An 11,009-nucleotide genomic window follows, 5' to 3' on the forward strand; every position below is an offset into this window, starting at 1 on the left:
GTGCGCCGAGGTGTTCAACGCGCCCGACCTCGACGCTTCCGGATCCCTCTCGCGGGCCGAATATCACCAAGCCGTTTCCGAGTTCTTATACGGAGATGATCCCGGCGCGCCAGCCAACCACATCTTCGGCCGTCTCACATAAGGGAATTAAGCCGACTCCGTCACCTACATCGAAACCTGAGGCTCCGATGAAACCCAGGGAGCGGGAGCGTCGGCTCCAGGTTTCAAGTTCGGGCCGACCACCTTCAGCGCCCAGCATGTAGTCGCTATGCATCGGCCGGATACATCCACTACATGTGCCCGACCAGCAGAAACGCGGGAGGCAGGTCTGCGCCACGTATGCCGGCAGGACATGAGAGCCCTGACCAACCACCCCGTTCAAGGAGGCCACCATGGCGCAGAACAGCACCGAGCAGAAGTTCACCTTCCTGTTCACCTGGTTCGACCGCACTGGCGACGGCTACCTCACCCGCGACGACTTCCAGCAGATCGGCGAGGTGTTCGCCGCGGTGGCGCCGGACGAGAGCAACAAGCGCGCGCTGCGCGAGGCCTTCATGCTCTGGTGGGACGTCCTGGGCGAGGCCGGCGCCCCGGATGCTCAGGCCCGCATCGGGCGCCAACAGTTCATCACCGCCATGCGCTCCCACATCGCAGCCGATGCCAAGACCGTCGAACGTCTGGTGACGCCCATCATCGACGCCCTCATGCGCGCCCTGGACACGGACAAGAGCGGCATGCTCACCGCTGATGAGTACGTCCGCATGTACGAGGCCCTCGGTATCGACCCAGCCACCTCCAGCGCGGCCTTCCAGCGCCTCGACCGCAACGGCAGCGGCACCATCACCCACGACGAATTCCGCACCGCCATCGAAGAGTTCTACCTCAGCACCGACACCGAGGCACCCGGCAACTGGCTGCTCGGCTCGCCCCTACCGCGCAGCTGAGCGGTCCCGCTGAGCACCCCATCTTCGTGCCGCTGCGCCGCAGAGGGCACGGTGGGGCGGTAATGTCTCAGCGCACGCGCTGGCTTGTCAGAGGCGTCGGCGTGGTCGGCGCTCTCGCCTGGTCGGCCGCTGCCGGACTGACGCCCGACCAGGAAGCCATCCGGCAGACGCTCACCGGGTCGGCCCGGTTCGCGGAAGAGCTCTCCTCAACCCTCCTGGCCGCCCTGGGACTGCCCGGCGCAATCTAGCCTTCGCCAGCCAGGACCAGGAGGCACGTGAGGGGATTACGTGAACAGCCTTGACCAGCCGCAGTACGGCGCCCCATCCCGGAGCACTCGGGGGTGGGGCGCCGCCGGGTCTCACGCCGGTCCAAGTACCCGGCCTGAACTGCCGCTTCCATCGCGCTGTGCGGGTCGTCATCCGTCCGCCGGAACTCTTCCAACTTGCTGAACCCCACCACCACACTGGCGTACGCGGACCCGCGCTCCCGGCACGTCAGTACCTGATCAATGAATGCCTTAGCCGTATCCCGGACCCTCGGAGGGCCCTCAATAGATACGACGTCGTATTCCCAGCGCGCCTGGACCAACGCTTCCAGGTATGCCGCCGTAGCGGCGTCCAAGTCAGGCCCTGGCTGCATCACGTACCGGTGCAGCGCATCGACTAGGGCCCTCCCCGCAAGGGCGAACTCGGCGTAGACCGCGCGGGTCTGCTCTTGGGCCGCTGCCAGGGCGGCCTTTCCGCCGGCACGGGCGCCGAGGTCGCCGAGGGGAGCTGCCAGCAGGGCCCCGATCAGGGCCCGAGCGGAGCCGCGTACACGCAGATCGGCAGGCGGCGGCTCTGCCCGGCGAATGAGGGCCCCAGCGGCACCGTACTTCCGCATACGGCGTCGTACGGCCGTCAACGGCGCTTCGAACTCCGAGCCAGAATCCTGCACTTGACTGGGGGCAAGGGGTCGCAGGTTCAAATCCTGTCGTCCCGACTCGAAAGAGTCGTTGATCGAGGGGCCGTTTCAGAGCAATCTGAAACGGCCCCTCGATCGTTTCTGAGGACTACTCCGGTGAGCTGTCCCCTGAGCGGAGGTTCTCTCTCGAGGAGCACGACCTGACAGCCCTTCTGGCGAAAGGACCTCATGTCAGCCGTCGTAGTTGTCGGAGCGGGAATCGTCGGGGCCTCTGTGGCCTATCACTTGGCGCGTCGGGGTGTCTCGGTCACCTTGCTGGAGCAGGGGCCGGGGCCGGCCGTCGGGGTTACCGGGGACTCCTTTGCCTGGGTCAGTGGGGCGGGAGGGGAACGGCCCGGGGGAGCGGAAGACCTGCGTGCGTATGTGCTGGCGGACTGGCGGCGTCTGGAGGTCGAGCTGCCGCACGTCGCCGTCCGCCGGACCGGCTCGCTGAACTGGGGCGGCGGGCCGGAGCAGAAGGTGCAGCCTGCGCCCGGACAGTTCCGCGTCGGACGCAGTGACATCGCCGCCCTGGAACCCGCCCTGCGTAACCCTCCCGACCAGGCCATCCACATCCCCACCGACCTGGGTGTCGACGCAGCGGCAATGACCGGCGCACTCGTGGCCGCGGCCAGGGCCCACGGAGCCACCGTGCGGTATGGAACGGACGTCACCTCGTTGCAGATGTCCGGTGAACGGGTCGGGGGAGTGCTGTCCTCGACCGGGTTCCACGCCGCCCCAACTGTCGTGCTCACTGCGGGAACCGGCGTCCCCAAGCTCTGTGAGCCGTTGCCGGTCGACCTTCCCGTTGTTGCCTCTCCGGCCACCCTCGTGCGGGTCTCGGCACCTCCAGGACTGGTCAGAACCATCGTGGCCCGCCCTGATCTGGAGGTCCGGGAGGCGCGTGACGGCGAGTTGCTGCTGCCTCTGTCGCACGGTGCAGGCCGGGCCGCACCCGGTGAACAGGCCGCGTACGACGCGCTCCTGCGCCTGCGGGCGACCTTCCGTGGAAGTGATCAGTGCCGTCTGCTGGGCCATCGCACCGCCAGGCGCCCCATCCCCGTACACGGACCTCTTATCGGATACGCGACACAGGATCGATCCGTCTACGTCGCGGTGATGCACTCCGCCGTCGCGCTGGCGCCCACCGTCGGCAGGCTCGTGGCGGATGAACTCGTGACCGGCAGGCCGACGCCCGAACTTCGTCGTTGTCGGCCGCGTACCCACTGACCCCACGACCACAGGTCTTTACAGCGGTGACGGTGACTGCGACCGGGAATCGACCTGGCCGCATCGCAGATGCGGACTTACCTTGCGCCTATGAATGAGCTGCGCAAACGCAAGTACGAGCGATGGTTCCGCGCCGCGGACGTCGACGGCGACGGTGCGATAACGCGGCAGGACGTCGTCCTCATGAGCGAGCGCTACCTCCAGGCCAGGGGCATTCCCTCCGACTCCCCTCAGGGCATGCGCATGCAGGAGACCATGCGTGAGTTCTGGGAGTCCGTGATCGCCCCCGTCGACGCCGACAAGGACGACAGGGTGACCTCGGCGGAGCTGACGGAGGCGTTCGCTGCCACGTTTGTCCATCGGGCTCGGTACGCCGAGGAGCTCGCGCCGGTCGCCGACCGCTTCTTCGACCTCGCCGACGCCGACGGTGACGACGCGATCAGCCTCACCGAGTTCACGCACATCTTCGGAAGCACGGGACGGGCCGCCGACGAAGAGTGCGCCGAGGTGTTCAACGCGCTCGACCTGGACGCCTCAGGTGCTCTGTCGCGGACCGAGTATCACAAGGCCGCGTCCGAGTTCTTCTACGGAGACGATCCCGACTCTCCGGCCAACCACATCTTCGGCCGACTCGCATAAGACTGCTGCGGGGCTGCCGTGGGCCCTCAGGCTGCGGTGTTGAGGAGGTTGGTGCCTGCGGGCGTGGTGGTGTGCAGAGCGGTGTTGTGGTGCCGGGTGGTGTGCGAGAGACCGGCCGTGCGGAGAACGGTCGCGTGCTGGCTGGCGCTGGCCGGTGAGATGCCTGCGTGGCGGGCGAGTTCGGTGGTGGTGCAGCCAGGGTGCCGGGCGATGGTCCACAGCACCACGGCGCGGGTGTGGCCGAGGAGCGCGGTCAGGGAGTCGGGGACGGTGCTGAGGGCTCGTGCCGTGTCGGTGGACGGCAGGAAGAGGTCCGTGTCCCGCAGGGCGACGGGGTAGGTCAGCCACGGCTGGGGCTCGGCCGATTCGTCCAGCGCCGGGTACACCGCCCCGAAGACCGTGGGGATCAGGAGCAGGCCGCGGCCCGCGAGGTGGATGCCGCCCGTCATGCCGGAGGCCATGGTGAGTTCAAGGACGGGCGATCTCCACCGGATGTAGCGGGGGTTGAGGCCGGACAGGAGGGTGTCCAGGCCGCCGTGAGTGGCCTGGCGGGTGCGCAGTGCCTGGTCCGCGCGGCTGAGCGCATCGATGTGCTGCTGGTACGGGGCGATGACGTGCTTGTGGGCGTGCGCGACGGTGTCGGCCAGTTCCATGAGCAGCCGCCGGTCGCTGCCGAGCGACTGGGCCCAGGGCGGCAGGGGACGCTGGCCGCCGCGCCCGGTCCAGGTCTCCATGTCCTTGCGGACCCGGGTGGCGGGCGTGGACCGTACCCGCTCCTTCGCCTCCTCGATGCGCAGCGACTGCCTGCGCCAGGCCAAAACATGTCGACCCTCGATCACCTGCTGAGCCGCGGACGTCCGGCTTCTCTTCACCTGTCGGCGTACGGGGATTTCGCGGGGAGTGCCACGGTGATGCGGAGCCCGCCGTCGGGTCGCGGGGTGAGGGTGAGTGTGCCGTCGTGTGCCCGGGTGATGGTCTTGACGATGGCCAGGCCCAGCCCGACGCCCGCATGGTCGGTGTGGAGGCGCTCGGTGCCGCGCTGGAAGGGTTCGGTGAGGGTCGAGACCAGTTCAGGGGTCAGCCTTTCGCCCGTGTTCTCGACGGTCAGCACCACGGCATTGGGGTGGTTGTTGGTGCTCACCCACACGGTGCCCCGATCCGGCAGGTTGTGGACGATCGCGTTGTGCACGAGGTTCATGGTCAGTTGCAGGAGCAGCGGTTGTGAGCCGGTGGTCAGGGCGATGTCGCCGATGGTCTCGATGGTGGTGCCGTGCTTCTCCGCGAGCGGGAGCAGCGTTTCGGTGGCTTCCTCCGCGAGGAGGGACAGGTCGACGCGCTCGCGGGTGAAGGACCGCTGGTCGGCACGGCTGAGCAGGAGCAGCGCCTCGGTGAGGTCGATCGCCCGGGTGTTGACCGCGGTGAGGCGGTCGATGACTTCGCCGCTGTCGTGGTTCGGATCGGTGCGGGCGACGTCGAGCAGCGTCTTAGAGATCGCGAGCGGGGTGCGCAGTTCGTGTGAGGCGTTGGCCGCGAACCTCCGTTGCTCCGCGACGTGCGCTTCGAGCTGCGCCAGCATCGCGTCGAAGGTGTCGGCGAGTTCGCGGAATTCGTCCTGGCGGCCCGGGAGCCGGATGCGGTGCGAGAGGGATCCGGCCGCGGCCGTGCGGGTGGCGTGGGTGATGCGGTCCAGCGGGGCGAGCATGCGGCCCGCGAGGAGCCAACCCCCCAGGAGGCCGAACACCAGGAGGAACGCCATGACCACGGCCGCCATCGGGGCGAAACCCTGCACGAAGTCGGTGCCCGGAGACACTCTCCACGCACCCTCCTCGTTGGTCTGCAACCACCCCTCACGCAGCAGGAACACCCCCACGGCGGCGAGCAGCAGGCCACCGGCGACCATGAGGAACCCGGCGTAGCTCAGGGTGAGCTTGAGGCGGACGCTCAGCCCGTTCTCCCTGGGCACGGACCGCTCCGTCGGCATGGAGTGCTCCTCAGGCACGGTCCGCCGCCTCGTCCCCGGTCCGCGGCTGCGCCTCGATGCGGTAGCCGACGCCCGGCACGGTGGCGATGATCCACGGCTCGCCGAGCCGCTTGCGCAGGGCCGAGACGGTGATGCGTACGGCGTTGGTGAACGGGTCGGCGTTCTCGTCCCACGCGCGCTCCAGCAGCTCCTCGGCGCTGACGACACCGCCCTCCGCGGCGACGAGCACTTCGAGCACGGCGAACTGCTTCCTGGTCAGGGCGACGAAGCGGCCCTCCCGGTAGACCTCCCTGCGGAACGGGTCGAGGCGCAGACCGGCGATCTCGAGGACGGGGGGCCTGCTGTGGGCCCGCCTGCGGTTGAGTGCTCGGAGCCTGAGCGCCAGTTCCCGCAGCTCGAAGGGCTTCGTCAGGTAGTCGTCGGCTCCGAGCTCGAACCCGGAGGCCTTGTCGTCGAGACGGTCGGCGGCGGTGAGCATGAGGATCGGCATGCCGCTGCCTGAGGCGACGATGCGTTTGGCCACCTCGTCACCGGACGGCCCCGGAATGTCGCGGTCCAGGACGGCGATGTCGTACGTGTTGAAGCTGAGCAGCTCCAGCGCGGTGCCGCCGTCGCCCGCGATGTCGGCCGCGATCGCTTCCAGCCGCAGGCCGTCGCGGATGGCTTCTGCGAGATAGGGCTCGTCCTCGACGATCAAGACACGCATGTTCTTCAGAATACGAGCCGACACATATCGTCGACATATCGAAAACCGCATACGTGTCGGCAACATCCTGTTGCTTTGACTGGCGGTATGACTCGAACCCCAGCATCAGCACGAACGACCCCCCACCGGGTTCGCTGGCTGGTCATCGGCGGTCTGACGGCCGTCATAGCAATGATCACGGCGGGAGTCCTCGCCTTTCAGACGGCCAAGTCCTCGACCAGATCGTCCTTGTCCAGGCCTTCTCCGCCGATCATGCCGTCTCCGTCCCACTCGTCTTCCCCGGGCAAGGCCGACGGCGTCGTCCCCGACGGCGTGACGGTCTTCGACGACTCGATTCCGGCCGTGGCCAGACTCGATCCGGAGCTGCGCAAGGCCCTGCGCCGGGCAGCGACCGCCGCCGCGGCCGACGGAGTCGAATTCCACGTCAACAGCGGCTGGCGTTCCCCGAAATACCAGAGTCGGCTTCTCGCCGATGCGGTCTCCGAATACGGATCCGAGCGCGAGGCCGCCCGCTGGGTGGCCACCGCTTCGACATCTCCCCATGTGTCCGGCGACGCGGTCGACATCGGGGGCTCCGACGCGACGGCGTGGCTGTCCGGGCACGGGGCCGAGTACGGCCTGTGCCAGATCTACCGGAACGAACCATGGCACTACGAATTGAGCACCGATGCGACCGACGACCGAGGCTGCCCCCGCATGTACGCCGACCCCACACAGGACCCCAGGATGCAGCAGTGAGCGAGGACAGGCGATGACGCAGCTGGACACGGCGGAGATCGAGCGGAGCAGCCCCCCAGCTCCTGCGGCCGCGCCAGGACGGGCCGGGCGCGCCCGGCTGCAGCGGGCGATCCACGCCCTCTCCGGGCCGGGGCCGTGGAAGCGCGGCAAGGTGACCGCCGCGCTGGCGCTCCTGCTGGGGCTGCTCATGCTGTTGCACGCACAGATCACCGACCGCGGTGGCCTCGGCAGCCTGATGGAGACCTTCCTTCCGTGGTTCGGCCTGTTCGTCCCCGTGCTGCTCGCCGTCGCGCTGTGGCGTCGCTCCGCCACCGCGGTGGCCGCGCTGCTGCTGCCGGTCACGGTGTGGCTGAGCCTCTTCGGCGGGCTGCTCGTCGACAAGGCCCAGTCGGACGGTGACCTCACCGTGGCGAGCCACAACGTCGCCGCAGAGAACGCCGACCCTGTCGGTACCGCCCGCGACCTGGTGGACTCCGGTGCCGATGTGCTGGCGCTGGAGGAGATCTCGCAGCAGGCCATGGGGACGTACGAGAAGGAGCTGGCGAAGGCCTATCCGCACCACACGGTGCAGGGCACGGTCGGGCTGTGGAGCAAGCTGCCGCTGTCCGGCATCCGGCCGGTCGACACCGAGCAGGACGTCGGGCCGATGGGGGACGCCAAGCCGGCCGCGGAGAAGCTGGTCGGCAACCGTGCGCTGCGCGCCACGGTGACCACGGACCAGGGACCCCTCGCCGTGTACGTGGCCCACCTGGGGTCCGTACGGGTCACCCCGGAGGGGGGCTTCGGGACGGCCACGCGGGACCGGAACGCCCGGGCGCTCGGCGCGGCCCTCGCCGCCGAGCGGAACGAGCGGGTGGTGCTGCTCGGCGATCTGAACGGCGCCCTGGACGACCGCGCGCTCGACGGCATCACCTCGCAGCTGCGCTCGGCCCAGGACGAGGCCGGGAACGGCTTCGGCTTCACCTGGCCCGCGACGTTCCCGGTGGCGCGGATCGACCAGATCCTGGTCCGCGGCGTCGAACCGACGAGCGCGTGGCAGCTGCCGGAGACCGGCAGCGACCACCTGCCGGTGGCGGCCGGAATCAGCTGGTGAACACCAGTACACGGCGTCCACATATCGTCGGCGTATCGAAAACCGCATACGTGCCGACAACACCGCCCCGCCTTGACTGGCGGCATGTCCTACAGCGAACCAGCACGAGCAGCGGGCGTGCGCCCGACCGTCGAACCGATCAGCGCCGCGGAGCACTTGGCGTTCGTGCGGACCCAACGCTCGGTCAGCTTCCTGCAGACCCCGGCATGGGCCCACGTCAAGACCGAGTGGCGCAGCGAGTCGCTCGGCTGGTTCGACGGACGGCGCCTGGTCGGCGCCGGGCTCGTCCTGCACCGCCCGGTGCCGCGGTTCGACCGTTTCACGCTGGCCTACCTCGCCGAGGGCCCGGTCATCGACTGGACCGGCGATCTCGGCGCGTGGCTCGACCCGCTGGCGTCGTATCTCAAGTCGCGCGGCGCGTTCGCGATCCGGCTCGGGCCGTCGGTGTGCACGAACACCTGGAGCGCCGCGCAGGTCAAGGAGGGCATCGCCGACCCGGGCATCGAGCGGCTCACCGACCTGCCCAGCCAGTGGGACAACCCGGTCGGTGTCCATGTGACGGGGCGGCTCAGGGGCGGCGGCTGGCTGCCGCAGAGTCCGCAGGACGGCTTCGGGGTCGGTCACCCGCAGTTCAAATACGAGGTCCCGCTGGCGGGCAGGACCGAGGACGACCTGCTCAGGGGCATGAACCAGCTCTGGCGCCGCAACATCAAGAAGGCGGCCAAGGAGGGGGTCGAAGTCACGGTCGGCGAGGACCTGAAGGCGTTTCACGACCTCTACGTCCACACCGCCGGGCGTGACCGCTTCACACCCCGGCCGCTGCGCTACTTCGAGACCATGTTCGCGGCGCTGCGCGCGGAGGACCCCGAGCGGATCAAGCTCTATCTGGCCCACCACCAGGGCGACTTGGTCGCCGCCACCATCCTGGTCCGCGTCGGCGCCCATGCGGTGTACGCCTACGGTGCCTCCGCCACCGAGAAGCGTGAGGTGCGCGGCTCCAACGCCTGCCAGTGGGCGATGATCCGCGATTCCCTGGCGGCCGGTTGCGACGTCTACGACCTGCGCGGCATCACCCCGACCCTCGACGCCGACGACGCGCACGTGGGACTGATCCGGTTCAAGGTCGGCGCCGGGGGACAGGCCGTGCGGTACGTCGGCGAGTGGGACCTGCCGCTGCGGCCGATGGTCTACCGGGCCTTCGAGCTCTACATGCGGCGGCGCGGGCGCTGAGCTCCAAGGTGCCTTATCAGGCTGGTAGTTGGGCTGACTGCGGCTCGGTCGGCTACGTGAGCGCGGCGGCGACCTCGTCGAGACGTGCCCCGCGAGAGGCCTTGACGAGCACCACATCGTCGGCGGCGAGGCGGCCGCGCAGCCAGTCGACGGCCGCGTCGTTGTCGGCAAGTACCACCGCTCCCTCGCCCGCGCCGTCGGCGATCGGCCGGGCGGCCTCGCCGACTACGGCCACCACATCGGCCCGGGCGGCGGCATACGCCCCGACGGCACGGTGTTCGGCCGCACTGGCCTCGCCCAGTTCGAGCATCTCGCCGAGGACGGCGATCCGGCGCCCGCACTCGATCGCCGCGAGCGCGTCCAGGGCGGCGCGGGCGGAGTCGGGCCCGGCGTTGTAGGAGTCGTTGAGCAGCATCGCGCCACTGGTGAGGTCGCGCAGTTCCATGCGCCACTCCGACAGCGAGGCCGTGGCCAGCGCCGCCGCGGCGATGTCGAGGGGCACCCCCGCCGCAAGACCCGCGGCCGCGGCGGCCGACGCGTTGAGAGCCTGGTGGGCGCCGACGAGCGGTAGCGCGCAGGGAGTTGAGGCGTGGGTGGTCCGCAGTGTGCAGGTCGGGCGGCCGAGCCGGTCGAGGGTCAGGCCGAGCACCCGTACGTCGGCGTGTGCCGCCCGGCCGAAGGTGAGCACCGGACCGTCGGTGAGCGAGCGCATCGCGGCCACCCGGGGATCGTCGCCGTTGAGGACGGCGGTGCCACCGGGGGCCAGCCCTTGCACCAACTCCCCTTTGGTCGTGGCGATGGCGGCGCGCGACCCGAACTCGCCGAGGTGGGCCCGGCCGACGTTGAGGACGACGCCGATGTCGGGCGCGACCAGGCCGGTGAGCTGGGCGATGTCGCCGATGTGGCGGGCTCCCATTTCGAGGACCAGGAACCGGGTGGCCGCGTCGGCACGCAACATGGTGAGCGGCACGCCGAGCTCGTTGTTGAGCGAGCCGATGGTGGCGGTCGTCGGTGCGGCGCTCGAAACCACGGCGGCCAGCAGGTCCTTGGTGCCGGTCTTGCCCTGGGAGCCGGTCAGCCCGATGACGGTCAGCCCGTCGCGCAGCCGGGCGACGACGTGGGAGGCGAGCGCCTGCAGGCTGCTCCGGGGGTCCCTGACGACGACGGTGGGCAGCGGTGTGGGCCGGGTGCCGAGCACGGCCACCGCACCGGCACGGCTGGCCTGACCTGCATAGTCATGGCCGTCGTGGTGCTCGCCTGTGAAGGCGACGAAGAGGCCGCCCGGCACGGCCTGGCGTCCGTCGAGCACGGCCGGAGCGGTCACGGTCACGGTCGGCGCGGTCACTGAGCTGTCGCCCTCGACCTTGCCGCCGACGATTGCGGCGATCTCGCCGAGGCTGAGGGGGATCATGTTGTCTGCCTGGAGGTCATTGCCTCAGTCAAAGCGCCGCGGTGTATCGCCAACATATGGAAAACCACATACGTTCCGGCAACACCGTGGCGCC

Annotated in this window: 11 protein-coding genes; 7 read left to right on the plus strand and 4 right to left on the minus strand. The window is 69.4% G+C overall.

All coding sequences use genetic code 11. The features are described from left to right. Positions 1-392 precede the first annotated feature (392 nt). The 4 genes from ABZV77_RS23380 to ABZV77_RS23395 all read left to right on the plus strand — a co-directional run bounded on the left by ABZV77_RS23380 (position 393) and on the right by ABZV77_RS23395 (position 3,756). Positions 393-944 carry an EF-hand domain-containing protein gene (locus tag ABZV77_RS23380; RefSeq protein ID WP_356259972.1) on the plus strand — a complete coding sequence of 184 codons (552 nt, stop codon included), beginning with the start codon at positions 393-395 and terminating at the stop codon, positions 942-944. 62 nt (positions 945-1,006) lie between these two features. After that, on the plus strand, positions 1,007-1,192 hold the full coding sequence (locus ABZV77_RS23385; RefSeq protein ID WP_356259975.1) for a hypothetical protein: 186 nt from the start codon (positions 1,007-1,009) through the stop codon (positions 1,190-1,192). A gap of 884 nt (positions 1,193-2,076) precedes the next feature. Continuing rightward, positions 2,077-3,117: an FAD-dependent oxidoreductase gene (locus ABZV77_RS23390; protein WP_356259978.1), complete on the plus strand. Its 1,041-nt coding sequence runs from the start codon at positions 2,077-2,079 to the stop codon at positions 3,115-3,117. 90 nt (positions 3,118-3,207) lie between these two features. Then, positions 3,208-3,756: an EF-hand domain-containing protein gene (locus ABZV77_RS23395; RefSeq protein ID WP_356259981.1), complete on the plus strand. Its 549-nt coding sequence runs from the start codon at positions 3,208-3,210 to the stop codon at positions 3,754-3,756. Between the two features lie 26 nt (positions 3,757-3,782). On the opposite strand, the gene ABZV77_RS23400 is transcribed toward ABZV77_RS23395, so the two are convergent. Genes ABZV77_RS23400 through ABZV77_RS23410 form a run of 3 tightly spaced genes read right to left on the minus strand, consistent with a single transcriptional unit; the run spans position 3,783 to position 6,443 of the window. After that, the gene (locus ABZV77_RS23400; protein WP_356259983.1) at positions 3,783-4,574 is read right to left on the minus strand and encodes a winged helix-turn-helix domain-containing protein; all 792 of its coding nucleotides are present in this window, start codon (positions 4,572-4,574) and stop codon (positions 3,783-3,785) included. A 50-nt stretch (positions 4,575-4,624) separates the two neighbouring features. Next, positions 4,625-5,737, minus strand: coding sequence for a HAMP domain-containing sensor histidine kinase (locus ABZV77_RS23405; RefSeq protein WP_356259986.1), 1,113 nt, complete (start codon positions 5,735-5,737; stop codon positions 4,625-4,627). Positions 5,738-5,747: 10 nt separating this feature from the next. Next, positions 5,748-6,443: a response regulator transcription factor gene (locus tag ABZV77_RS23410; RefSeq protein WP_356259989.1), complete on the minus strand. Its 696-nt coding sequence runs from the start codon at positions 6,441-6,443 to the stop codon at positions 5,748-5,750. Between the two features lie 87 nt (positions 6,444-6,530). Here ABZV77_RS23410 and ABZV77_RS23415 point away from each other — a divergent pair, with 87 nt between their 5' ends. The 3 genes from ABZV77_RS23415 to ABZV77_RS23425 all read left to right on the plus strand — a co-directional run bounded on the left by ABZV77_RS23415 (position 6,531) and on the right by ABZV77_RS23425 (position 9,504). Next, positions 6,531-7,181, plus strand: a complete 651-nt coding sequence (locus tag ABZV77_RS23415; protein ID WP_356259992.1) for a M15 family metallopeptidase — start codon at positions 6,531-6,533, stop codon at positions 7,179-7,181. 13 nt (positions 7,182-7,194) lie between these two features. Next, positions 7,195-8,274 carry an endonuclease/exonuclease/phosphatase family protein gene (locus tag ABZV77_RS23420; protein ID WP_356259995.1) on the plus strand — a complete coding sequence of 360 codons (1,080 nt, stop codon included), beginning with the start codon at positions 7,195-7,197 and terminating at the stop codon, positions 8,272-8,274. An 84-nt stretch (positions 8,275-8,358) separates the two neighbouring features. Then, positions 8,359-9,504 (plus strand): peptidoglycan bridge formation glycyltransferase FemA/FemB family protein, encoded by a 1,146-nt coding sequence (locus ABZV77_RS23425; RefSeq protein WP_356259998.1) that lies wholly within the window; start codon positions 8,359-8,361, stop codon positions 9,502-9,504. 52 nt (positions 9,505-9,556) lie between these two features. Here ABZV77_RS23425 and murF read toward each other — a convergent pair whose 3' ends face one another. Then, positions 9,557-10,915: a UDP-N-acetylmuramoyl-tripeptide--D-alanyl-D-alanine ligase gene (gene murF, locus ABZV77_RS23430; RefSeq protein ID WP_356260001.1), complete on the minus strand. Its 1,359-nt coding sequence runs from the start codon at positions 10,913-10,915 to the stop codon at positions 9,557-9,559. Positions 10,916-11,009 lie beyond the last annotated feature (94 nt).

The organism is Streptomyces sp. NPDC004732 (genome assembly GCF_040609235.1).
Taxonomy (GTDB): Bacteria; Actinomycetota; Actinomycetes; order Streptomycetales; family Streptomycetaceae; genus Streptomyces.

Bases quoted from the DNA above. Each gene is read 5' to 3' on its own strand.
- ABZV77_RS23380 (WP_356259972.1), top strand. From the start codon at position 393: ATGGCGCAGAACAGCACCGAGCAGAAGTTCACCTTCCTGTTCACCTGG.
- ABZV77_RS23385 (WP_356259975.1), top strand. From the start codon at position 1,007: ATGTCTCAGCGCACGCGCTGGCTTGTCAGAGGCGTCGGCGTGGTCGGC.
- ABZV77_RS23390 (WP_356259978.1), top strand. From the start codon at position 2,077: ATGTCAGCCGTCGTAGTTGTCGGAGCGGGAATCGTCGGGGCCTCTGTG.
- ABZV77_RS23395 (WP_356259981.1), top strand. From the start codon at position 3,208: ATGAATGAGCTGCGCAAACGCAAGTACGAGCGATGGTTCCGCGCCGCG.
- ABZV77_RS23405 (WP_356259986.1), bottom strand. From the start codon at position 5,737: ATGCCGACGGAGCGGTCCGTGCCCAGGGAGAACGGGCTGAGCGTCCGC.
- ABZV77_RS23410 (WP_356259989.1), bottom strand. From the start codon at position 6,443: ATGCGTGTCTTGATCGTCGAGGACGAGCCCTATCTCGCAGAAGCCATC.
- ABZV77_RS23415 (WP_356259992.1), top strand. From the start codon at position 6,531: ATGACTCGAACCCCAGCATCAGCACGAACGACCCCCCACCGGGTTCGC.
- ABZV77_RS23420 (WP_356259995.1), top strand. From the start codon at position 7,195: ATGACGCAGCTGGACACGGCGGAGATCGAGCGGAGCAGCCCCCCAGCT.
- ABZV77_RS23425 (WP_356259998.1), top strand. From the start codon at position 8,359: ATGTCCTACAGCGAACCAGCACGAGCAGCGGGCGTGCGCCCGACCGTC.
- murF (WP_356260001.1), bottom strand. From the start codon at position 10,915: ATGATCCCCCTCAGCCTCGGCGAGATCGCCGCAATCGTCGGCGGCAAG.